General features: G+C 42.4%; 25 protein-coding genes and 1 pseudogene. 15 read left to right on the top strand and 11 right to left on the bottom strand.

Going from position 1 to position 21,350, the window contains the following annotated elements:
- Positions 1–118: 118 nt before the first annotated feature.
- The 3 genes from OCV54_RS05540 (at position 119) to OCV54_RS05530 (ending at position 2,665) form a co-directional block, all read left to right on the top strand.
- Positions 119–460 carry a MobC family plasmid mobilization relaxosome protein gene (locus OCV54_RS05540; RefSeq protein WP_055223001.1) on the top strand — a complete coding sequence of 114 codons (342 nt, stop codon included), beginning with the start codon at positions 119–121 and terminating at the stop codon, positions 458–460.
- The gene (locus OCV54_RS05535) at positions 409–1,770 is read left to right on the top strand and encodes a relaxase/mobilization nuclease domain-containing protein (RefSeq protein WP_055223000.1); all 1,362 of its coding nucleotides are present in this window, start codon (positions 409–411) and stop codon (positions 1,768–1,770) included. The genes OCV54_RS05540 and OCV54_RS05535 overlap by 52 nt, the downstream gene beginning before the upstream one ends.
- Positions 1,771–1,840: 70 nt before the next feature.
- Positions 1,841–2,665 carry a DUF3800 domain-containing protein gene (locus tag OCV54_RS05530; RefSeq protein ID WP_055222998.1) on the top strand — a complete coding sequence of 275 codons (825 nt, stop codon included), beginning with the start codon at positions 1,841–1,843 and terminating at the stop codon, positions 2,663–2,665.
- 134 nt (positions 2,666–2,799) lie between these two features.
- Here the strand turns inward: OCV54_RS05530 and OCV54_RS05525 are convergent, their stop codons facing one another.
- From OCV54_RS05525 to OCV54_RS05505, 5 genes and pseudogenes are all read right to left on the bottom strand, one after another.
- Positions 2,800–4,272, bottom strand: a complete 1,473-nt coding sequence (locus tag OCV54_RS05525; RefSeq protein WP_082431272.1) for an Abi family protein — start codon at positions 4,270–4,272, stop codon at positions 2,800–2,802.
- Between the two features lie 104 nt (positions 4,273–4,376).
- Entirely contained in the window at positions 4,377–4,514 is a 138-nt protein-coding gene (locus OCV54_RS05520) for a transposon-transfer assisting family protein (protein ID WP_330377948.1), read from the bottom strand.
- Between the two features lie 70 nt (positions 4,515–4,584).
- Positions 4,585–5,160 (bottom strand): annotated as a pseudogene (locus OCV54_RS05515) (DUF4316 domain-containing protein).
- A 237-nt stretch (positions 5,161–5,397) separates the two neighbouring features.
- Positions 5,398–7,134 (bottom strand): UvrD-helicase domain-containing protein, encoded by a 1,737-nt coding sequence (locus OCV54_RS05510; RefSeq protein WP_055222994.1) that lies wholly within the window; start codon positions 7,132–7,134, stop codon positions 5,398–5,400.
- Complete coding sequence (locus tag OCV54_RS05505) at positions 7,134–9,296, bottom strand: ATP-dependent nuclease (RefSeq protein ID WP_055222992.1); 2,163 nt, start codon at positions 9,294–9,296, stop codon at positions 7,134–7,136. The genes OCV54_RS05510 and OCV54_RS05505 overlap by 1 nt, the downstream gene beginning before the upstream one ends.
- A 321-nt stretch (positions 9,297–9,617) precedes the next feature.
- Here OCV54_RS05505 and OCV54_RS05500 point away from each other — a divergent pair, with 321 nt between their 5' ends.
- The 5 genes from OCV54_RS05500 to OCV54_RS05480 all read left to right on the top strand — a co-directional run bounded on the left by OCV54_RS05500 (position 9,618) and on the right by OCV54_RS05480 (position 12,060).
- A complete protein-coding gene (locus OCV54_RS05500) occupies positions 9,618–10,103 on the top strand; it encodes an RNA polymerase sigma factor (protein WP_008818014.1) in 486 nt (161 codons plus the stop codon).
- Positions 10,096–10,800, top strand: coding sequence for a zf-HC2 domain-containing protein (locus OCV54_RS05495; RefSeq protein WP_015527904.1), 705 nt, complete (start codon positions 10,096–10,098; stop codon positions 10,798–10,800). The genes OCV54_RS05500 and OCV54_RS05495 overlap by 8 nt, the downstream gene beginning before the upstream one ends.
- A gap of 158 nt (positions 10,801–10,958) precedes the next feature.
- Positions 10,959–11,417: an RNA polymerase sigma factor gene (locus tag OCV54_RS05490; RefSeq protein ID WP_023921375.1), complete on the top strand. Its 459-nt coding sequence runs from the start codon at positions 10,959–10,961 to the stop codon at positions 11,415–11,417.
- A complete protein-coding gene (locus OCV54_RS05485) occupies positions 11,395–11,592 on the top strand; it encodes a helix-turn-helix domain-containing protein (RefSeq protein WP_005921293.1) in 198 nt (65 codons plus the stop codon). The genes OCV54_RS05490 and OCV54_RS05485 overlap by 23 nt, the downstream gene beginning before the upstream one ends.
- Before the next feature lie 57 nt (positions 11,593–11,649).
- Positions 11,650–12,060, top strand: a complete 411-nt coding sequence (locus tag OCV54_RS05480) for a hypothetical protein (RefSeq protein WP_015527903.1) — start codon at positions 11,650–11,652, stop codon at positions 12,058–12,060.
- Here OCV54_RS05480 and OCV54_RS05475 read toward each other — a convergent pair.
- A complete protein-coding gene (locus OCV54_RS05475; protein WP_172678732.1) occupies positions 12,005–12,517 on the bottom strand; it encodes a hypothetical protein in 513 nt (170 codons plus the stop codon). The genes OCV54_RS05480 and OCV54_RS05475 overlap by 56 nt on opposite strands.
- A 73-nt stretch (positions 12,518–12,590) precedes the next feature.
- Here OCV54_RS05475 and OCV54_RS05470 point away from each other — a divergent pair, with 73 nt between their 5' ends.
- The 7 genes from OCV54_RS05470 to OCV54_RS05440 all read left to right on the top strand — a co-directional run bounded on the left by OCV54_RS05470 (position 12,591) and on the right by OCV54_RS05440 (position 18,477).
- Positions 12,591–12,989 (top strand): plasmid mobilization protein, encoded by a 399-nt coding sequence (locus tag OCV54_RS05470; protein WP_025486349.1) that lies wholly within the window; start codon positions 12,591–12,593, stop codon positions 12,987–12,989.
- Positions 12,961–14,583, top strand: a complete 1,623-nt coding sequence (locus OCV54_RS05465; RefSeq protein WP_055222991.1) for a relaxase/mobilization nuclease domain-containing protein — start codon at positions 12,961–12,963, stop codon at positions 14,581–14,583. Before OCV54_RS05470 ends, OCV54_RS05465 begins: the two co-directional genes overlap by 29 nt.
- 184 nt (positions 14,584–14,767) lie before the next feature.
- On the top strand, positions 14,768–14,980 hold the full coding sequence (locus OCV54_RS05460) for a hypothetical protein (protein ID WP_058966390.1): 213 nt from the start codon (positions 14,768–14,770) through the stop codon (positions 14,978–14,980).
- Positions 14,970–15,719 carry a phage replisome organizer N-terminal domain-containing protein gene (locus OCV54_RS05455; RefSeq protein ID WP_008394427.1) on the top strand — a complete coding sequence of 250 codons (750 nt, stop codon included), beginning with the start codon at positions 14,970–14,972 and terminating at the stop codon, positions 15,717–15,719. Before OCV54_RS05460 ends, OCV54_RS05455 begins: the two co-directional genes overlap by 11 nt.
- On the top strand, positions 15,716–16,570 hold the full coding sequence (locus OCV54_RS05450; RefSeq protein ID WP_055222989.1) for an ATP-binding protein: 855 nt from the start codon (positions 15,716–15,718) through the stop codon (positions 16,568–16,570). The genes OCV54_RS05455 and OCV54_RS05450 overlap by 4 nt, the downstream gene beginning before the upstream one ends.
- Positions 16,567–16,755, top strand: a complete 189-nt coding sequence (locus tag OCV54_RS05445) for a transposon-encoded TnpW family protein (RefSeq protein WP_055222987.1) — start codon at positions 16,567–16,569, stop codon at positions 16,753–16,755. The genes OCV54_RS05450 and OCV54_RS05445 overlap by 4 nt, the downstream gene beginning before the upstream one ends.
- A gap of 111 nt (positions 16,756–16,866) precedes the next feature.
- The gene (locus tag OCV54_RS05440; protein WP_055222985.1) at positions 16,867–18,477 is read left to right on the top strand and encodes a recombinase family protein; all 1,611 of its coding nucleotides are present in this window, start codon (positions 16,867–16,869) and stop codon (positions 18,475–18,477) included.
- A 173-nt stretch (positions 18,478–18,650) separates the two neighbouring features.
- Here the strand turns inward: OCV54_RS05440 and OCV54_RS05435 are convergent, their stop codons facing one another.
- The 5 genes from OCV54_RS05435 to OCV54_RS05415 form a co-directional block, all read right to left on the bottom strand.
- Positions 18,651–19,406, bottom strand: coding sequence for a helicase (locus OCV54_RS05435; protein WP_242859633.1), 756 nt, complete (start codon positions 19,404–19,406; stop codon positions 18,651–18,653).
- A complete protein-coding gene (locus tag OCV54_RS05430; protein ID WP_055222983.1) occupies positions 19,388–19,909 on the bottom strand; it encodes a hypothetical protein in 522 nt (173 codons plus the stop codon). The genes OCV54_RS05435 and OCV54_RS05430 overlap by 19 nt, the downstream gene beginning before the upstream one ends.
- A 164-nt stretch (positions 19,910–20,073) precedes the next feature.
- The gene (locus OCV54_RS05425) at positions 20,074–20,403 is read right to left on the bottom strand and encodes a hypothetical protein (RefSeq protein WP_055222981.1); all 330 of its coding nucleotides are present in this window, start codon (positions 20,401–20,403) and stop codon (positions 20,074–20,076) included.
- Complete coding sequence (locus tag OCV54_RS05420) at positions 20,390–20,899, bottom strand: hypothetical protein (protein ID WP_055222979.1); 510 nt, start codon at positions 20,897–20,899, stop codon at positions 20,390–20,392. The genes OCV54_RS05425 and OCV54_RS05420 overlap by 14 nt, the downstream gene beginning before the upstream one ends.
- Positions 20,900–21,011: 112 nt before the next feature.
- Entirely contained in the window at positions 21,012–21,347 is a 336-nt protein-coding gene (locus tag OCV54_RS05415) for a helix-turn-helix domain-containing protein (RefSeq protein ID WP_055222977.1), read from the bottom strand.
- Between the last annotated feature and the right edge of the window lie 3 nt (positions 21,348–21,350).

Raw genomic sequence — 21,350 nt, 5'->3', positions numbered from 1 at the left:
ACAATTTTTCTCGGATAACTTTATCCAAAATCGAATACACTTTGAAACAAACTGTTGTAAAACATCAAACATTTTACAGCAGTTTTTTTGTACCCAAAATCAAAAAGGAGTTAAAGAAATGGCAAACAGAAAACGCACCAATCCGGTGCAAATTTATCTCGATGATGACGAGCAGTATATCCTAGACGAGAAGTTCAGAGTATCAGGCATGAAAAGTAAGTCCGCTTTCTTACGAAAGCTCATTTTGTATGGCTATGTCTATGACGTGGATTACAGTTATTTAAGAAATTATAATACGGAGCTTGGACGTATCAGCTCAAATCTGAATCAGATTGCCAAGCGAATAAACAGCACCGGGAATATTTATCAGGAAGATATGGACGAAGTAAAGGAGTTGATGAATGAGATATGGCGTACACAAAAATCCATGCTATCAAAGCAACCGTTGATAAAGCGATAGACTACATCTGCAACCCCGAAAAGACAGATGAAAAAATGTTCGTTTCCTCTTATGCCTGTTCTCCGGAAACCGCAACTTATGACTTCAAATATACCCTCGACCACTGCCGGGAAAACAGTCCCAACAAAGCCTATCATCTGATACAGGCTTTTGCTCCGGGAGAAGTTGGTTTTGAAGAAGCACACCGCATTGGAAAGGAGCTCGCAGATAAACTTTTAGAGGGGAAATATTCGTATGTTGTTACCACCCATATTGACAAAGAGCACGTTCATGACCACATCATTTTTTGTGCCGCTGACAACATCGAACACAACAAATATCACGACTGCAAACAGTCCTATTACCACATCCGGAAACCGAGTAATGAACTATGCAAGGAGCACAATCTTTCTGTCATCATTCCGGGTGCTCGGCGTGGCAGAAAGTACAAAGAATGGCAGTCCGACCAGAACGGTTCTGCATGGAAAACGCAGATTAGAAAGGGCATCAATTTATGTATCAAGTCGGCTTCCACTTACGATGAATTTCTGCTTCTAATGAGAGCCAAAGGTTATGAAATCAAAGGGGAAACTTTTGAAAAAGGAGCTGCCAAATATATCTCATTCCGCCCTCTGGATAAAGAGCGTTTTGTGCGTGGCAGTACAAAATCTTTGGGTAAGGAATACACAAAGGAACGTATCAGGGAATGCATTGAAAGGAAACGGGAGCGAAAGGCAGTAATCCCCAAAAGGGACTACTCTGCCCGCAGGCTCATTGACACCTCAGACGAGAAATTTCAGAACAGCCCGGGACTGCAAAGGTGGACTGCCATTGAGAATTTAAAGATTGCCGCACAGAGCTATAATGAAGTCGGCTCCCTTGCAGAACTGGAACACAAAATTGCGGTGAAAACCGAAGCCGGAAAGTCTGCAAAGCAGAGCGTTGTGGAACTGGAACATCGCATCAAAGACCTTGCGGAAATCATCGAATACGCACAGCAGTACAAAGACAACCGCTCCTATCATATCAGCTACAAAAAAGCCAAGAACCCGGACGCATATTTCCGCAGATACGAAAGCCAGATCATTCTTTATGGCGGCGCCAGACGTATGCTTGAACAGGCAGGCATAAACTTAAATGGCTTGAATGTCGATAAGCTAAATGCGGAGTATCAGGAACTGATGAAGCAGAAAAGCGAGCTGACTTCCACCTATAAGGATTGCGAAAAGGAAGTGCGTGAGCTGAACCGAAAGTTGGAAAATCTCAATCAGTATCTTGGGAAAGATATGCCCACTACTCAAGACACAAAAAACAGACAACAATCTCTATAAATTAGGTAGTATGTTAACCCATTTTATAGTATAATCAATTCACTACTTAACAAAGGAGCAACCTATTTATATGCTTACATTCATAGATGAAAGTGGATACCCTCGCCCTACAGATTCAACCAAGAATCCTATCCTGCTTGGTGTCTGTATCCATGCGAATGATATTAAACCAATCACAAATCAGATATACAAATTAAAAGATTCAATTTATGGAAAACAGGACGAAATAAAGTCTACAAAACTTATTCGTGAAGCGACCATTACCAAGAATCGTACAAATAATAAAGCATATGTTGAGGGCATGGTAGACATCATTGTCTCTTATGACGCTGCTATTTTTGCCGTAATTATGGACAAGCCAGATGAACCAATTATTGTTCCGGAACATCATCTTCCGAAGCAGTATTACCTTCTTTTAAAAAAGGTTGAGTTTTACTGTAATCATCATCACTATGGCAAAGCAATGATGATATTTGATGAGGTACATGAGGATGCTGACCGAAAAATTGCTGAGGCAATTACAGGTTTTCTGTTCAAAACGAAGTTTGGGCGTTCTTTCCATCACATATTAGAAATGCCCTTATTTGTCAGCTCTGCTGTAACTCCTGCAGTGCAATTTGCCGATATATTTGCTGGTATCGTGAGGCATTATTACGAAAATGAGCTTGACCAAAAAGAACCAGAAACAGAATTTCAGGAATGGCTTGTAGCGCTTTTCACCAAACTACATAATCTTACGGAAAATAACTTCATCCCCAAATCACATTATCTTGAATATGGCTTTCAGAAAATGGGCAAAAACTTCTCCTATCCTGTAAGCGAGAAATTTACTACTTCTGATAATGATGATGAAAGCCTTTTAAGTGAAGAATTTTCTAATGATTTATCTGAATAATTTTTTGTTTGACTTCATACAAATATGGTGTATAATATTATTAGAGTCATATGTTGTTCCGTCCTGGAGCTGCGTAGGACTCGTAATATTGACAAAAGTATCGCACCTGCAGTTTAGCGGGTGCGATTTTTGTATTATCTATATTTACCTTCAAACAATTCCCATACAGAAAAAGCCTCTTGTGCTATCTCATCATAAGGCGGTGCTGTAACGCCTAAAGTTGTATTTCCCATATCAGAAAGTCTTAAACTGCACAAATTTACACCACTCATTTGTTGCCTTATATCTTCTTCCTTGCTAAGAAACCATTCTGCCTCGGTCACAAATAATTTGAAACTCATTTTCTCTATTTCCCGAATTATGTAGAAGTATATGTAATTAAGCTCTATCCACGCTCTACGAAGCGGATTTCCATATAAAGTATTTACTATTTGCTTGGAGTAATCTCCAAGTTCCATTCTCTCCCACTTCTTCTTTAGCAAATCATACAGTATCCACTTTTCCACACTACATCTTCCTTCAACATTATCAAATTCTAAATCCCAATTTCCGTTATAATCAGGATCCATAAATGTAGGTAGAATTGACCGTCCATGAGCTGCTGCATTCCTTATGGCGCACAAATCACTGATAAATCCTATACATTCTTTCATTTTATGTAAAATATCTGGAATGCTGTCTTTCCTAGAATAAACATCATAAAAAATAGTTATAAGTTCTGACAACTCGTTTAACTCTAACTGTTCCATCAAATCCAACAATGGCACAGCATTCTCATCCGTTAAGTAGTCAAACTCATCCGAGCTGCCCCTGTATCTTCTTTTATCTCTTGCCCGCTTAATCAACTTCGCAATTTTAGGTTTCTTGGCTACCCATTCTGATATTACTTCTGCTCCAACATCATGTCCGTCATCAGCAATCCTTATTCTATTGAAATATGTTTTATAAGCATTTTCTATGCCAGTAGTCCATGACAAAATGTTTTTCCTAAACTCAATATCTATTCTATCTATTACAAAAAGCAAACCTATTTTAAACTTAGCATCAATACAATCAAGGTCAACATGCTTTCCTGCTTGCATTTTTATGATTTCTTTGCAAGTAAATATTCCCGGCGATAAGTATTCCAACATTCTTGGTTGAAAGTTATTACCTTCAAGCCAATCGACAAATTCCTTATCATCCAATATCGGATAATAGAAATTGTATTCACTTAACCTTTTTCTAATATTTTGAATGGCATTATTCTCAATAATTCGTTCTTGATATTTCCATTCATCTCCTATAAACCTAATATCTGTGGCTTCTTTAATATCTCGGTCTCTTACTCCCTGACTTTGACTTAAGGAAAACTCAACCTCATCTGTGTATTTAATATATTGTTTTCCTTCTTTTTCTTCCAACATAGATTTTTCTATTCTAAACGGTATCCATTCATGTTCAACTTTATATGCGTCTGTATCAATTATTCCATAATTATTTTTTAGCTCCAGTATTCTTCCTCTAGGCATACTATTTCCACTCCTTTCCACATGGTATTCGGCTTTTAAACGCCACCTATTACAAACCGGAACACACTGTGTGTCATTTTCAACTGCACTATACATACATTATAATTGTACCCTTTCAAAGACAATTTCTCAATCGGATTGTATACATAAAAATAAAAAGCAAGTAGCCAGCACACAGCCGACTACCCACCATCTCAAATTTACTCTACTGATTCCAACACTACCTCTGCAAATTCTTCATCAGTCATGCTCTGGAGCTTACCTAACACCTGCTCTCCAAGCTCCTCCATATCGCTGTCCTTTATGTGCGGCATGACCTGTCTGATCTGCCCAATCATATACTACCTATCCTGTGTCTCAAACACACACATAAAATTGATTTCTTCTACTGTGAATTTACTCATCTTCTTACATCTCCCTCTGTGTTTTTTTGTCGGTTTCCTTTTCCAGTGAAGTACGTTCCGCCTTATCCCTCTGCTTTATGACCGCCTTTTTCTCTGCCAGCTTCTCCTTAATGGAAATTCTGCCTTTGGTCTACTCCTGTTCCTTTTTCTCCGCTCCGTTATTCAGGACATTATCAATCATGTTGTAATTCTGTTCTTCAAGCTCCTCCACCTTTGCAAGCGGCTTGTATTCTGCCAGCTTGTCAAGCAGCTCCTTTGCCCTTCTTGCAGTCTGAACCGCTTCGCTGCCCTCAATCTCCACACCCCCTCCAAAAATGTCCGTAATGCCCTCTCTGACGCCTTCAGAAATGACCGCATTAAGAAAGTCATTCAGATACCCGGTATTTCCATTTCTGATGTCCTCAGTGATGTTGGCAACCTGTGCTTCTCTGTCCTCAACCGTATCCTGATAATTATGAAATTTTGACATAGTATTCAGATAGGTCTTGTACTTCTCGCTTTCAAAAAGCTCCTTGATTCCCTGCTCCAGCTTCTCCGTTATTTCCTGTACTTTCTGTTTTTCTGTTTTAGCGTCTGCCATTGTATGCCCTCCATCTGCGTATTTTTTGCATGACAAAAGGCAGCCATTATTGACTGCCTTTGCATAATTACGATATTCACTTATAAACCTTTATCATTACTGCCCTTATTCGTTTTGATTTCTGCAATGTACTCCTGTCTCCTTTCTGCCCCTGTCGCTGTAAATAACAAAAAAGACAATTAAGATTTATTAACTGCCCTTTCCTCCGCTCCATATTAATTACGCTTATTTACTGACTTATTTTAAATCGTCGTATTTATAATCAATCGCTACTATCTCATCCGTTGATGTAAGCGGAGCTCCTTTTTGTGTTGTACGTCCTTGTTCAGAAAAGAGATATAAATTTTGTTTTGCTCGCGAACAAACAACATATAATAACTTTTTTGTTTCACTTTCCCGATAATGTGGTTTATTTATTATAGTATCCCAATGCGGAATATACCCATTTAATATCCCAAACGCAATAACCGTAGTATATTCCTCTCCTTTCACACCATGAAATGTATTGATAACCACACCCTCTTTTTCTTTGAAACATTGTTTAAATGTATCAATATCTGTAGATAGATGGTTATTTTTTACTCTATCCTTAACCTTTAAAATAAAATCTTCATATGCTTTCTGTAATCGTGATTCTATGTTTAAATCAATACCTATTTCTATCAAAAAATTATTTATTGCTTTCTGTAAATATACCACACCGTTTTCATCTGTTTCAGATATAGAATTAATTATTTTTAAAATCTTATAATTATCTATTTCATCAGACAAATATATCTTATATTCTTCTGTTAGAATCTCAATGATTTCATTTGCAATTTTCTTTCTTAAATGAATTTTTTGTCCTGACTCTGTGAATATCAATTTTGAAATCAAATAAAAGACATTCATTGGATCATATTTTATCGGCGTGATATCTGGTGCATCAAATTTTACATTTGGCAATAATTCTTTAATTTTCTTCGATAGCGGGAAAAGCAACCACCATTGTGGTGCAATTATACATATCTCATTATCTGGAATTCCTCGAGATAGTTCTTCTTTTACAATATAAGCAATTTTCTCAAACAACTCAGATTTACTTATGGTATCATCATAAACCAAACATCCCTTTTCATCCTTTATGTCCGAGACTGCATATATTTTTGCACTCTGTAATTGAAAATTCGAGTAATAATCAACTATACGTTGCGTTGTACGATAACAACCATCTAGTCTTTTCTCTTGGAATTTTACTCCAAACTCTTTCTGTAATTCATCACAGGTCTTTGCAACTCCTCCAAGTCCCCCATATATTGCCTGATCCGTATCTCCTACGAATGTTACTTGTATATTCTTATTACATTTTACAATACTGCTCAATATTTTATACTGAAGTTCATTCGTATCTTGATATTCATCCACCAGAATTGTTCTCATTATTCCAGCAATATTCTCCGCAATAAATTTATTCTGATTTACTAAATCATAAGATATGCTTAAAATATCATTAAAATCTATCTCTTTTTCATTTAATAGCTTTGTTTGATATTTCTCAAATATTTCCGGATATTCAAAAGGCTTATCATATCCAATATCAATTCCCAGTTCTTCTATTATTTCATCAGTATATTGTTTTGTGACATAATCATCTATGATATGATACCCTTTCCGCAAACGTTCATTGTACATTGTATAAGGTCTGATAATAAACTCAAGACAAAATTGATGTATAGTCCCTACCCAAACCTTATCCTCCGGAATATCTATTTTTTCTAGTCTTTCCTTAATTTCATCAGCAGCTCTATTGGTATAAGTTATCGCAATATTAAGTTTTTTTGAAGTAATATATTTTTGGACAGAATATGCTAATTTATAAGTCAATGTTCTTGTTTTTCCACTTCCCGGACATGCTTTAAGCAATATATTCCCCTCATTAACACAAACTTGTCTTTGCTGCGGATTTAATTTATCTAAAAAAGTCATGGTATCCATTATTCACACCAACCCCTACAATATTTGTCAACTTCTTCTAAGAATTTTGCAACAACATCATCCTTATATCTTTCTCTAAATTTTTTAATAAACTCCTTTCTTTCCTCCTGTGTTTTAATTTTTTCACTCTCTTTTTTCAAGGCTAATACTTCTTTTTCATCATATCCACTTAATGAATACTCTATCATTTTAAAAACGATATCTATCGAAATTACTTCTTTACTTGCAAATGCAATCGCTCCCAAAATGTATTGTGGAACAGTAACTGCTATATCAATGTAATTTGAAAGGGTGGTGGCATACCAGCCCTTTCCCATATCTCTGGCTAATGTTAAAACTGTATTAGCACATGCCGCATCTGTTCCTTGTTTTAAATTTTCTTTATGTCTCTTAATCGTATTAGTATCAACATAATTTAATTCTACAACTTCACTAATATAGTCACTGTTCGCCCGTGCATCAGCCAATGCAAAATCAACTTCTAATGTATGTGGTGCAAAAAAAGACTCAACCCAAGGATTCGTGCCATATAAATCTGCTAACTTTTTCTTCCTACTTTTTCCTCTTTTCTCTGCCTCAGCTTTATATAATTTACTGTCTGTTTCTACAATTTGTATATCTTCATCGGTAACAATAGCACATGTTCTCTTAATTCTTTCTTCACTGAACAAACTTGCAATATATTCAAACGACACACTTCCTACATTGACCAAACCAATCCCCATCTCATCCAAAGATACTCCTAATGCATTTTTAATAAGATTTGGAATTAATATTTCTTCCCCATCACCTTCTACTAAAACAACTCCCTTTGAAAAAAGTAGAACTGACCGTTTAGAATCCAAATATCGTTCAATACAGTCGGATAATTTCAAATTCTTTAACTGTAAATTCTTTTTTCCAAATTCGTCAAGTCCCTGACTCGGTTGCATTGAAATACTATTGCTACCAATTGACTTCAGGATATTAATATTTTTCACCTCTGATACTTCCGCTAAATAAGTAGAATGTGTTGTTGTTATAATCTGAGTATAGTCTTTTGTTACTTTTAATTTATCGAATAGCGTTCTCTGAATATGTGTATGTATATGAGCCTCTGGCTCTTCAATTATCATGATATTTATCAATTCTCGTGTTCTATTTACCTCATATTCCACAATTTTTAAAGCCATATAAATCATGTTTAAATGCCCTAATCCCAACGAATCGATATCATTCTGTTTTGAAGGCTTCATAAATAAATATCGTGACAAAGAATTTATATCATCCTTCAATCCAGATTGTAAAATTATCTCTGGCGAATAGACCATCCCTATCATATCAAGTAGCTTTTCGTTGATTTTTCGTCCTACCAATTCAACTTGTTCCACTTCTGAAATAGACTTATTTAACTGAACAATTTCAGATTTAATTGTATTTAGCTCGGATTCTTTTATTAACGATTCTACTGATTCTATAATTCTTCTAATTGGATTTTTGGGCTTACCTAATTCGCTTGCAGCATCACGCAATGCGTCAATAAATACAACCGAAATGTGATCTTGTACATCTGCAATGTTCAATTTGCATCCTAAAATTCTGTCATCATCTTCATCAGGATCTGAACATTGTCCTTTTTCTAAGTCCCCAACAATTTTTGTATAAATATCTTTGTCTGTAAAATCAGTTTGTGCTCTACTTGTATAATAAAACTCATAATCTGATATTTTTATCTTTTTTCTTTCTTCCTCAAACTCGGCAATATCTGTTATTTCACTCAATTTCTTTCTCACCTGCTTTTGTGGACGAATAAAAAGAGAAATAACACCAATATCATCTTCCCCACTCTTTATATAAGACTTTAAAAACTCTTCATTCTCATTTTCTGGTACAATTCCAGCACAAACCTCTGTTTCTTTGTCTTCAGAAGTAATTTTTCCAAATACTGCTGAGAGAATAATCCAATGTCCTTTCCATTTTCCCAACGAATCCGAAAAGTCATTTTCCTTTAATCTTTTAGTATTATAATAATATGTATCATCTAATAAAATTCTTAATGCTGTCATTGCATTAGATTTTCCCGAATCATTTTCACCAATAACTGTATTAACACCTTCAACAAAAGAAAAGCGTGCAGATCTAAGATTTTTATAATTAACTATCTGTAAATATTTTAAAAACATAGTTCAATCCTCCTATGATAATCTTCAATAGAATGCTCATGTACGGTAGAGAAGCACAAAGCAAAACAAGGATAGCCAGCCCTGCCACTATTCCGAAGTCAGGGGAACGCAATAGAAAAATTCATAGCTGTATGCTATACTTAATTAGCATTTGAACATATCAAGCTGACACAGCAATCTCTTTACTTGCCGTTAATGCGCGTCTACCAATAGTCCGCACAAAGCAAGAGTAGCGTAAAGGTATAAAAATTTCAAACTTCTTTGTAACGAAATTCCGATTTCTCCGTCTAACCTATGAAGCTGAAGGAGGTGATGACAAGTATGGACTATGAAAAACTCTATAAAGCCTACTATTTACAGGTATACTCGTATACTATTTCTCTTGCCAAAAATCGTGAGATAGCAGAGGAAATCACGCAGAACACATTCTATAAGGCTGTTTCTACAACATCACAATTCAAAGGTAAGTCAGATGAATTGACATGGCTCTGCTCCATAGCAAAAAATCTTTACCATGATGAAATGCGAAGCCGTCAGCGAGTAGCTGATGTGAGTGAAATCAATGACTTGCCATCAAATGAAAATGTTGAGAACTCAGTTGCAGATTCTGACATGGCGTTCCGCATACACCTCGTTCTTCACCGTTTGGAAGAACCATACAAAGAAGTCTTTCAGCTTCGCGTATTCGGGGAACTATCTTTTTCACAAATCGCTGCAATTTTTGGAAAAACAGAATCATGGGCGAGAGTTACTTATCATCGTGCAAAGCTAAAAATTCAAGAAAGGATGGATGAAAAGCATGAGTAAACAATGCGATATTGTTCGAGATATTCTTCCGCTGTATGTTGACGATGCTTGCAGCGAAGCAAGCGCAGAGATGGTAAAAGAGCATTTGAACGCCTGTGCTGACTGTAACGCAATTTATCAGAAATTGCTTTCTCACACGAGCGAAGATGTTCTTCACGAAGAAAGCGAAAGCGTTATTATGCGCCATGAGGCAAAAGAAAAGCAGAGAGGCAGAAAAAAGATAACGATTGCTGTTCTCGTTTCCATCGCTCTTTGTATCATTGCAATTTTTACAGCTCTCTTTCTGTTACCTATAAACATTGCTTATGAGCCTGTCAAAATCGACTTCCCATTTGAGGTTGAAGATGTCGAAAACGTTGAAATGTACCACTATGACGGAGTGCCTGCATCAGCAGAAAAGAAAGTAGTTGTTGCTGAAAATGATATAAAGACCCTGTATGATAAGTTCAAGGGCTTATCCCTAAAAGACAAAACGACTGAGGAAACTGCCGGAGCAGATGTGACCAGCTTTAGATTTAACCTCTCAGATGGAACAAGCTACGATTTGATTTACGCCTGCTATGGGGTTAAAAACGGCGAATTGAAGTCAGCAGCAGGCGGTTTTAAGTATTTCACAAGTGCGGATATCGGCTCTTATTGGAACAATTTGAATACGGAACTTGAGGCAATTCCTATCAATGAGAGTGAATTGCCGTGAGCAGATAGCAAACCCAGCCGAGCCTGTCAACGGTCAAGATGAACGGCGCAAATGCGCCGCCGTTGACAGCCCCGCCCGTCTTTGCTGTTCGGTAATCAAGAGGGCGACAGCACAAGATGCTGCCGCCCTCTGCCATTATTCAGAAAGGGGGATTTTCCATGACCGAACACGAAAAGTATCAAGAACATATCCGGCATACACACGATGCCTTTTGCAAGACTGTTATTCGCCACGCTGCCATAGACGCAGCCCGGAGCATACGGAGCCGCCGCAAGCGGGAAATCTCGCTTGAATATCTGATAGAAGAAAAACACTATCCATTCAGTACCACAGATAAATACTTTGCGGAGCAATCCGGCATGACCAGCTATCCGCTTTTCGTCTGTGGTCAGATGGTGCTTTTGGAAAGTCCAGAGCTTGCCGCAGCCCTGTCCGCACTATCACAGATGGAACAGGAAATCATTTTCTTGTACTACTTCCAACGATTGACGCATAGGGAGATTGGACGGAGATATGGACGGGCTGGCAACACAACCGGGCGGCGTATTCAGATGATTTTACGGCGGCTACGGGCAGAGTTGGAGGGTTTGTCCTATGAGCCAGCTACTTCCCTATGAGACAATCGTTAAGGCAAGCGAGGGCGACCCGGAAGCTGTTGCCGCCGTCCTATCCCATTATGCGGGATATGTCCGCTCTTGTGCGAAAATGGACGGACAGATTAACACGGATATGCAGGAGCATATCGTCAGGCAACTGATAGAAAGCCTGTTGAAGTTCCGCTTTGACCGCTAAACAGAAAAGTTGTATAATTAGAGCCTGACAAATTAAACTTCAATGAGGGTAGAGCAAATGGAACAGATTATCAATTATAGAGACATACCCACAGATAAAAGGATTGACATATTAAATGCTCTTGAGCGAATAGGTTTTTTTCCGGCATACGGCGGCGTGAGAACAATGCAGCAAATTATGGAAAAGTCAGTTCCAGGTTCAGGCCCACAATTCTATTTCGTTTTCCGTGAAAATGAGTTGATAGGGTACAATTTTCTCATTGGGGACACTAAGAAATATAAAGCGTTCCCATGGCTTGCTATTAGCAATATGGATGAGCAGAAGTTGACTGTTTGTGAAGAACTGATGAAAATACAAATTGCCTTTTTTGAAGAACTCGGAATGCAAAAGATAGCAGATCATTGCGTTAGGATTATGGAAGATTACAGAAAAGGAATTGGAAAGCGGAAAGAAAGCGATTGCAGATAAATTCCATTTGAAAAACGGCTGACAATTTAATACCGCCGCCCATCACAGCGGCAGATAAGCAGTAAATCTTGAAAAGGTTTACTGCTTTTTTTGCGCCCATTTTCAAAAATCTTTGGCAAACCACACCGCCGGATTGTTGTAGGGAGCAGACAGGGAAAATAAAAAAATTTTCGCTGCGTTTGCCAAAACGCCCCCTTTTCACCGTTGTAGTGGTGAACAGCGGGCAGAACACGCCGCCGCAATCGCTATATTGGTGGAGCAAGCCAGTATATCCGCAAACCAGAGCCGCCGAGGAAAGCGGTAGTTTTTTAGAGCAAGATTCTACCGCAGTACCAAAATTCGCTTTTCGCTCATTTTGCCCCTGCGGGAATCTTGTTGGGGAGTGCCTTCCCCAAACCCTGCTTATGCGGCTTGCGCCGCTTAAAAATCCTTCAAAATATTTTTTCGGATTTTTCAAAAACAGTTCCGCTTCACACCCCGTTTTTCTCCTATTAGTGAGAGGACACCACGCACAGAAAGGAGGTTTTACCATGCGAAAACGATACAACACACCGCACCGCAGCCGGGTAGTCAAAACACGCATGACCGAGGAAGAATACGCCGAGTTTGCCCAACGGCTTTCTGCTTACAACATGAGCCAAGCCGAGTTTATCCGGCAAGCCATAACCGGGGCAGCCATACGCCCCATCATAACCGTTTCCCCCGTCAATGACGAGTTGCTTGCCGCTGTCGGGAAGCTGACCGCCGAATACGGCAGGATCGGCGGCAACTTAAACCAGATAGCCCGGACGCTGAACGAGTGGCACAGCCCCTACCCGCAGCTTGCCGGGGAGGTACGGGCGGCGGTTTCCGACCTTGCTGCCCTAAAGTTTGAAGTCTTGCAGAAAGTGGGTGACGCTGTTGGCAACATTCAAACATATCAGCTCTAAAAATGCGGACTATGGCGCAGCGGAAGCCTATCTCACATTTGAGCATGACGAGTTTACCATGAAGCCCACCCTTGATGAAAACGGGCGGCTGATACCGAGGGAGGATTACCGCATTTCTTCCCTCAACTGTGGGGGCGAGGATTTCGCTGTTGCCTGTATGCGGGCTAATCTCCGCTATGAGAAAAACCAAAAACGGGAAGATGTGAAAAGCCACCACTATATCATCAGCTTTGACCCACGGGACGGGACAGACAACGGCTTGACCGTAGACCGGGCGCAGGAGCTGGGCGAGCAGTTCTGTAAAGAGCATTTCCCCGGACACCAAGCCTTAGTCTGCACCCACCCGGACGGGCATAACCACAGCGGCAATATCCATGTGCATATCGTCATCAACTCCCTGCGGATTTATGAAGTCCCGCTTCTGCCCTACATGGACAGACCAGCCGACACACGGGAGGGCTGCAAGCACCGCTGCACCAACGCCGCTATGGAATATTTCAAGAGTGAAGTCATGGAGATGTGCCACCGGGAGGGACTTTACCAAATCGACCTCTTGAACGGCAGCAAGGAACGGATAACCGAACGGGAATACTGGGCGGCAAAGAAAGGGCAGCTTGCCCTTGATAAAGAGAACGCCGCCAGAGAAGCCGCAGGACAGCCGACCAAGCCCACCAAGTTTGAAACGGACAAGGCGAAGCTGCGCCGGACGATACGGCAGGCACTTTCCCAAGCTACCAGCTTTGACGAGTTTTCTTCCCTTTTGCTGCGGGAGGGTGTGACCGTCAAGGAGAGCCGGGGGAGGCTTTCCTACCTCACACCGGACAGGACAAAGCCTATCACAGCCCGGAAGCTGGGGGACGATTTTGACAAGGCTGCTGTCCTTGCCCTGCTCACGCAGAACGCCCACAGAGCCGCCGAACAGACCAAAGCCATACCCGAATATCCTGCCGCAGTTAAAAAGCCGTTACAAGGGGAAAAAACCACAAAAACCACCCCGGCAGACAACACCTTGCAGCGCATGGTTGACCGGGAAGCCAAGCGAGCCGAGGGCAAGGGCGTGGGCTATGACCGCTGGGCGTCAAAGCACAATCTAAAGCAAATGGCAGCTACCGTTACCGCCTACCAGCAGTACGGCTTTTCTTCCCCGGAGGAACTGGACGAAGCCCGTTCTGCCGCCTATGCCGCCATGCAGGAAAGCCTTACAGAGCTGAAGCAGGTGGAAAAGACACTGAACGGGAAAAAGGAGCTGCAACGGCAGGTGCTTGCCTATTCCAAGACCCGCCCTGTCCGGGACGGGCTGAAACAGCAGAAAAACGCCAAGGCAAAAGCAGCCTACCGACAGAAGCATGAAAGCGACTTTATCATAGCAGACGCAGCCGCCCGCTATTTCAGGGAGAACGGCATTTCCAAGCTGCCGAGCTATAAAGCCCTGCAAGCAGAGATTGAAAGCCTTATCAAAGAGAAAAACAGCGGCTACAACGATTACCGGGCAAAACGGGAGGAATACCGCCGCTTACAGACTGTCAAGGGCAATATCGACCAGATTTTACGCCGGGAACGCAAGCCTGTGAAAAGGCAGGAACAGGAGCGATAAAAACCGCCCCAAAATGTACCCGAACCCATACAGAACAAGGGGGCTGCCCCGCACCCTATCCGCAATACCAAAGGATTTTTTAACGGGCTTACAGGGCAGAAAAACCCCGAAAATGATACCGAGATGATACAGAATTACCGCCGATACCGCCACACCAGCGGAAACGGCAGAAAGGAGCGCACCCATGCCAAGAATGAGCAAGAAACGGCGGCTGGAATGGTCTTTTTTCCTGCGGCAAGTAAAAGTCGGGAATACCACCTGCGACCGTATCACATACAACGACCTCTGCCGGGGCTGTACCCATAGCTGCAAGCAGAGCTTCCGGGCGGTTATCATACTCTGCCCCCACTACTACTCCAAACGCCGGAAAAAGGAGGACAGGGACAATGGCAGATAACCGCAAGTATTACTACCTCAAGCTGAAAGAGAACTTTTTTGACAGCGACTCCATTGTGCTGCTGGAAGATATGAAAGACGGGATTTTATACTCCAATATCCTCTTGAAGCTGTACTTAAAATCGCTGAAAAACGGCGGGAAGTTGCAGCTTGACGAGCATATCCCCTACACAGCGCAGATGATAGCGACACTGACCCGCCACCAGATAGGGACGGTTGAGAGGGCTTTAGAGATTTTCCGGCAGTTGGGGCTTGTGGAGCAGCTTGACAGCGGGGCTTTCTATATGACCGACATTGAGTTGATGATAGGACAGTCCTCTACCGAAGCCGAGCGAAAACGGGCTGCAAGGCTGGAAAACAAGGCACTTTTACCGCCCCGGACAAAAGGCGGACATTTGTCCGACATTCGTCCACCAGAGAAAGAGATAGAGTTAGAGAAAGAGATAGAGATAGAAAAAGAGAGAGAGGGAGAAACGGGACACCCCGCCCCCGCCGCTTATGGCAGATACAACAATGTGATACTGACCGATACAGAGCTTTCCGGGCTGAAAACAGAGCTGCCCGACAAGTGGGAGTATTATATTGACCGGCTTTCCTGCCATATCGCTTCCACTGGGAAGCAGTACCACAGCCATGCAGCCACCATTTACAAGTGGGCGCAGGAAGACGCTGCCAAAGGCAAGGCTGCCCCGAAACAGGGCATACCCGATTATTCATGCAAGGAGGGCGAGAGCTTATGAAAAACGAGATTGAAGCTATGATTACGGACATTACAGCCACTACCGCCGAAGCGGAGGACTACACAGGCGAGGACGGGCTTTTATACTGCGGCAAGTGCCATACGCCCAAAGAAGCCTACTTTGCAGAGGGAAAGACCTGTTTCGGGCGTGACCGCCACCCAACAGACTGCGACTGCCAGCGAGCAGCCCGTGAAAAGCAGCAAGCCGCCGAAAGCCGACAGAAGCACCTTGAAAAAGTGGAGGACTTGAAACGCCGGGGCTTTACCGACCCTGCTATGCGGAACTGGACATTTGAGCATGACAACGGCAGAAACCCGCAGACCGAAACCGCCCGCTTTTATGTGGAGAGCTGGGAAACCATGCAGGCTGAAAACATCGGCTACCTGTTTTGGGGCGGCGTGGGGACAGGAAAAAGCTACCTTGCCGCCTGTATCGCCAACGCCCTTATGGAGAAAGAGGTTGCCGTCTGTATGACAAACTTTGCAACCATACTCAATGACCTTGCTGCCAGCTTTGATGGCAGGAACGAATATATTTCCCGCCTTTGCAGCTACCCCCTGCTGATACTTGATGATTTTGGTATGGAGCGAGGAACAGAATACGGGCTGGAACAGGTTTACAGCGTGATTGACAGCCGTTACCGAAGCGACAAGCCGCTGATCGCCACGACCAACCTCACGCTGGAGGAATTGCAGCACCCGCAGGACACGCCCCACGCCCGTATCTATGACAGGCTGACTTCCATGTGCGCCCCCGTCCGCTTCACGGGCAGCAACTTCCGAAAGGAAACCGCACAGGAAAAGCTGGAACGCTTAAAGCAACTGATGAAGCAGCGAAAGGAGAGCCTATGACAGAAACCAAACAGACAAGCACCACCAAAACAGACCGCCGCCCGGACTGTGTGACGGAAATCCGCATGGGCAACTCCGTCCTTACCGTTTCCGGCTTCTTCAAGCAGGGTGCAACCGACACCGCAGCCGACAAGATGATGAAAGTGCTGGAAGCGGAAGCTGCTACACAAAAACCGGCGATTTGACCGACCATAAAGAAGCAGATTTGACGCTTTTGCCGCTATACAGACAGCCGCCCCATGTGGTACAATCAAGGTACGGAATAGTGGGGCTGGCTGTCGGAAACGGAGGATTTTATGTTAAGACAGACCAACCAACAACCAATTACCGCCCTTTACCCAAGACTTTCCCATGAGGACGAGCTGCAAGGCGAGAGCAATTCCATTTCCAATCAGAAGCGTATCCTTGAAACCTATGCAAAGCAGAACGGCTTTTCCAATCTGCGCTGGTACACGGACGACGGTTATTCTGGTGCGAACTTTCAAAGACCCGGTTTTCAAGCCATGCTTGCGGACATTGAAGCCGGAAAAGTCGGGACAGTTATCGTAAAGGATATGTCGAGATTAGGGCGAAACTACCTGCAAGTGGGAATGTACACAGAAATGATTTTCCCACAGAAAGGTGTCCGCTTCATCGCTATCAATGACGGAGTGGACAGCGCACAGGGCGACAATGACTTTGCCCCGCTGCGGAATATCTTTAACGAATGGCTGGTGAGAGATACGAGCAAGAAAATCAAAGCAGTGAAACGCTCAAAAGGTATGAGTGGCAAGCCCATCACAAGCAAGCCTGTGTATGGCTACCTCATGGACGAGGACGAAAATTTCATTATTGACGAGGAAGCTGCACCCGTAGTCAAGCAGATATACAACTTCTGCCTTGCCGGGAACGGTCCGACCAAGATAGCCCGTATGCTCACAGAGCAGCAAATCCCCACGCCGGGGACGCTGGAATACCGCAGGACGGGCAGCACCCGCCGCTACCACCCCGGCTATGAGTGCAAGTGGGCAACCAATACCGTTGTGCATATCCTTGAAAACCGGGAATACACGGGCTGCCTGGTAAACTTCAAGACGGAAAAACTCTCTTATAAAGTCAAGCACAGCGTAGAAAACCCGGAGGAAAAGCAAGCGATATTCGAGAACCACCACGAGCCTATCATAGACACCCAAACATGGGAACGGGTGCAGGAGCTTCGCAAGCAGCGCAAACGCCCCAACCGCTATGATGAAGTGGGCTTGTTCTCCGGCATACTGTTCTGTGCAGACTGCGGCAGTGTGATGTATCAGCAGCGATACCAGACGGACAAGCGCAAGCAGGACTGTTATATCTGCGGCAACTACAAGAAACGCACCCATGACTGTACGGCGCACTTTATCCGCACCGACCTCTTGACCGCTGGTGTACTATCCAATCTGCGGAAAGTGACCAGCTATGCGGCAAAGCATGAAGCTCGGTTTATAAAGCTCTTGATTGAGCAGAACGAGGACGGGGGCAAGCGCAGGAACGCCGCCAAGAAAAAGGAACTGGAAGCCGCCGAGAAACGCATAGCCGAGTTATCCGCTATCTTCAAGCGGCTGTATGAGGACAGCGTGACCGGGCGCATATCAGACGAGCGTTTCACAGAGCTGTCGGCAGACTATGAAGCAGAGCAACGGGAACTGAAAGAAAAAGCCGCCGCTATCCAAGCGGAGCTTTCCAAAGCACAGGAAGCCACCGTGAACGCAGAAAAGTTTATGAATGTTGTCCGGCGGCATACCAGCTTTGAAGAACTTACCCCTACTCTGCTGCGGGAGTTTGTAGAGAAAATCGTTGTACATGAGTGCAGCTATGACGAGAACAAGACCCGCAGACAGGACATTGAGATTTATTATTCTTTTGTTGGCAAGGTGGACTTGCCCGAATAACCGCCCGACCTATCCGACACAAGAGCTAAGTGCCGGATAGGAACGGCAAAATTTTTTACACTTCTATTACTTCTTTATCGCACATCAGTAAATTTACTAGTATTATAACATACAATACAACATTTTAATAAAATATCTACTTTTTTACCGATAGGGAGGGAGGATCCTCCCTATCACATTATAATCTCTTTTTGCCTCTTTTCTTTTGAAATATCTGGCGTTTCTAGTGATTTCTTCCCATATGCCTTCTCGCGCATCTGGGCAAGTTTCTCCTTGACAGATATTCGTCCTCTAGGGACATCCGCTACTTCCTGTGTACTTTCTGCCCTGTCCAGCTCACCCTCCTGTGCCTGTGTACTCTGCTCTCCGGTTTCTTCCTCCGGCTCATCATCACCCATATCCAGCGCATTATCGCCTTTTTCGTCCATATTAAGAAGTGCATTTAACTCTGCAAGACGCTCTAACTTCTCCGCCAGTTCTTGCTCCTGTGCAAAAGGTTTTGTGACTTCCACCTTTGCGGTTTCAAGCTGATGTTCCACGTTGGAAAGCTTCTGCTCCACGTCTGCCATTTTCCCGGTCATTCTCTCTAAAGCATTGGAAAGTCTTTGCAGATTTCCAAGCGGATCGGCTCCGATTTCCACCTCATGGCTAAGACTTCCTTTTAAGCTGATCGTAAACTTGGAGAAGAACGAGTCAAAGGACACGCTCATCTTAAAGCCCTGATATTCCCCGATTGTGACCGCCATGTTTGGCTGTTTTGCACTCCGGCACATATCAATTAAAGCCGCACCCGCTTCCTTTTTGTCCGTATAGGTACGGTTGCCTATCTTCATGGAAAAAGCGTCCTTATCCACCGGCTTATGCGCTGCGTAGGTCTGAATATCCGTCCGGTATCCCTCAAGCCTTTCTTTTAAGGCTGTAATCTGCATCGGGTAATGCTTTGCGATATTGTCCTCAAGACGGTAAGCTCTTTATAACAGTCCTCTGCAATCCGTCCGGCAATCTCCCGGATACGTCCCACAAACCCGGCTTCCCTGTCGGTGTCCCCATAAGTTTTTTCCAAACGGGAAATCACTGCTTCCATGTGTTCCTCACGCATCTCCCAAAGGTTAGGGAATTGTCCGATTTTTCTTGCCTTATGCACATCTGAAATATCAAAGACATACTTCAAACCTGAAAAACTATCCTCATCAATCAACGCAATGCCCTTTGCACCTTTGTTTACCCAGCAGTGCATCTTTTCATTCCATATCTCTATTGAAGCACAGGCGGTTGCATCCGGTCTTTGGGCATAGATTAAAAGCTGTTCCTTGAACGGATATTTGTACAGTCTGGAAGCAGTATTTAAGTACCGCCTCCAGCTTTCTTCATTCCGCACGACTTCTTTTGCTGTTTCCTCTGCCAGTGCGGAAATCAATTTATATTTTCTCATGGTAAACCTCCATTCTTATTTGATTTTCTGCAACAAAAAAGGTGGCTATGGTTCGTTCATGAGCCATTGCCACCAGTGACGGTAAACTTTATTCATTTTCTATCTGTACCTCCCAATAATAAAAGGCACCTAAGATTTCTCTCAGATGCCCCAAATAACACTATTTATTGGACTACTCTCACATTTACCTTTGTATCATGCTTTTTTGCTTCTGTCGCAGCTCTTCTAGATACAATAGGATTATTCCTACTTGAACAAATTGTAACTCGCTTTCCACTAACCTCTGCTATTGGTCCTTGCGCAACAACATCTGATACAATAACGGGTTTTCCTTCTGTTGTTTTTTCTTTAGTTGATACTGTTGCAACAACCACCTGTCCCCTCCTGTATTTTGCCTTATCTATTTCCACTTCAACTACTACTTTATTTCCATCAGCAGACACTATACGTGCAGGAGCACTTAAACTTCTTTTTTTGCTTTTAAACACTATCATTCGCCTCACTTTCATTCATAACAATTTCTGAAATACGAGAAAATTCGACATTAGGTTTTATATGGTATTTCTTGCAACTCTTATTACTTGAAAGGATGTTTCTTACTAATTTTTCATTTATCATATTAAAAATTTTAATCTGTATATCTGGATCGTTATCATCTATAAATACATAGCCCAATGCCACTAACTCGTCATGTTCTTCTTCATGTTCTTCATATTTATAATAAATGCTTACAACTGATCCATCTACAAGATACTTATTCTTCTTTGTATAAACTCTAAACTCATTCTCCTTTTCCTTATAATGATATCTTTTTACCATAATATCATATGCATCATGGGTTAAAACAACCATAACAATACCTATTACAATAGCTATTATTGTTATCACTATTTTTAGCCATAATGGGCTTTCTTCATTTATCCCCCATACAGATAATATTGTGAGAATATCCGCAAATATTGCCACTAGTGCAAGTATCTTTTGCATCATGTATGTAATTCACACCCTTTCTCTTTTATCTAATATATTATACCATAATTTGCAACAAAATAATATTCAATATATGACTTTTTCAGTTACATAATTATATTTCGATTTGACGCTAGGCATAAAAACCATGCTCCTCAATGCCTTTTTCCAGAATACAGTTGATCAGTTCCTCAAGCTCCACGTTGTTAATCTCGCTGACAACGATCAGCTTGGCAATGGTATCCTTCGGAACGGATACCGCATAGTACTCCTCATCCGCACGAAGCTCATGGACACAGATGCCAAGTCCCTCTGCAATCTTGCACATAACGCCAAGCTCCGGTTCCTTAACTCCTGCCATAATGTCAAGGATTGTTCTCTCTGGCACACCGGAAATTCTGGCAAGCTCCGCAATCCCGATTTCTTCCTCTTTCATCACATTTAATAACTTGTCCCCTGTTGTAAACATAAT

This window comes from Coprococcus aceti, from assembly GCF_025567285.1.
In the GTDB taxonomy this organism is placed as follows: Bacteria; Bacillota; Clostridia; order Lachnospirales; family Lachnospiraceae; genus Coprococcus; species Coprococcus aceti.
The sequence above is the reverse complement of the archived record's forward strand: the minus strand, read 5'-3'. Positions and strand labels throughout refer to the sequence as shown.

What these genes read in the sequence shown, in the direction of transcription:
- OCV54_RS05540 (WP_055223001.1), top strand. Translation starts at nt 119, where the DNA reads ATGGCAAACAGAAAACGCACCAATCCGGTGCAAATTTATCTCGATGAT.
- OCV54_RS05535 (WP_055223000.1), top strand. Translation starts at nt 409, where the DNA reads ATGGCGTACACAAAAATCCATGCTATCAAAGCAACCGTTGATAAAGCG.
- OCV54_RS05530 (WP_055222998.1), top strand. Translation starts at nt 1,841, where the DNA reads ATGCTTACATTCATAGATGAAAGTGGATACCCTCGCCCTACAGATTCA.
- OCV54_RS05525 (WP_082431272.1), bottom strand. Translation starts at nt 4,272, where the DNA reads ATGTATAGTGCAGTTGAAAATGACACACAGTGTGTTCCGGTTTGTAAT.
- OCV54_RS05520 (WP_330377948.1), bottom strand. Translation starts at nt 4,514, where the DNA reads ATGATTGGGCAGATCAGACAGGTCATGCCGCACATAAAGGACAGCGAT.
- OCV54_RS05510 (WP_055222994.1), bottom strand. Translation starts at nt 7,134, where the DNA reads ATGGATACCATGACTTTTTTAGATAAATTAAATCCGCAGCAAAGACAA.
- OCV54_RS05505 (WP_055222992.1), bottom strand. Translation starts at nt 9,296, where the DNA reads ATGTTTTTAAAATATTTACAGATAGTTAATTATAAAAATCTTAGATCT.
- OCV54_RS05500 (WP_008818014.1), top strand. Translation starts at nt 9,618, where the DNA reads ATGGACTATGAAAAACTCTATAAAGCCTACTATTTACAGGTATACTCG.
- OCV54_RS05495 (WP_015527904.1), top strand. Translation starts at nt 10,096, where the DNA reads ATGAGTAAACAATGCGATATTGTTCGAGATATTCTTCCGCTGTATGTT.
- OCV54_RS05490 (WP_023921375.1), top strand. Translation starts at nt 10,959, where the DNA reads ATGACCGAACACGAAAAGTATCAAGAACATATCCGGCATACACACGAT.
- OCV54_RS05485 (WP_005921293.1), top strand. Translation starts at nt 11,395, where the DNA reads ATGAGCCAGCTACTTCCCTATGAGACAATCGTTAAGGCAAGCGAGGGC.
- OCV54_RS05480 (WP_015527903.1), top strand. Translation starts at nt 11,650, where the DNA reads ATGGAACAGATTATCAATTATAGAGACATACCCACAGATAAAAGGATT.
- OCV54_RS05470 (WP_025486349.1), top strand. Translation starts at nt 12,591, where the DNA reads ATGCGAAAACGATACAACACACCGCACCGCAGCCGGGTAGTCAAAACA.
- OCV54_RS05460 (WP_058966390.1), top strand. Translation starts at nt 14,768, where the DNA reads ATGCCAAGAATGAGCAAGAAACGGCGGCTGGAATGGTCTTTTTTCCTG.
- OCV54_RS05455 (WP_008394427.1), top strand. Translation starts at nt 14,970, where the DNA reads ATGGCAGATAACCGCAAGTATTACTACCTCAAGCTGAAAGAGAACTTT.
- OCV54_RS05450 (WP_055222989.1), top strand. Translation starts at nt 15,716, where the DNA reads ATGAAAAACGAGATTGAAGCTATGATTACGGACATTACAGCCACTACC.
- OCV54_RS05445 (WP_055222987.1), top strand. Translation starts at nt 16,567, where the DNA reads ATGACAGAAACCAAACAGACAAGCACCACCAAAACAGACCGCCGCCCG.
- OCV54_RS05440 (WP_055222985.1), top strand. Translation starts at nt 16,867, where the DNA reads ATGTTAAGACAGACCAACCAACAACCAATTACCGCCCTTTACCCAAGA.
- OCV54_RS05435 (WP_242859633.1), bottom strand. Translation starts at nt 19,406, where the DNA reads ATGCAGATTACAGCCTTAAAAGAAAGGCTTGAGGGATACCGGACGGAT.
- OCV54_RS05430 (WP_055222983.1), bottom strand. Translation starts at nt 19,909, where the DNA reads ATGAGAAAATATAAATTGATTTCCGCACTGGCAGAGGAAACAGCAAAA.
- OCV54_RS05425 (WP_055222981.1), bottom strand. Translation starts at nt 20,403, where the DNA reads ATGATAGTGTTTAAAAGCAAAAAAAGAAGTTTAAGTGCTCCTGCACGT.
- OCV54_RS05420 (WP_055222979.1), bottom strand. Translation starts at nt 20,899, where the DNA reads ATGATGCAAAAGATACTTGCACTAGTGGCAATATTTGCGGATATTCTC.
- OCV54_RS05415 (WP_055222977.1), bottom strand. Translation starts at nt 21,347, where the DNA reads ATGTTTACAACAGGGGACAAGTTATTAAATGTGATGAAAGAGGAAGAA.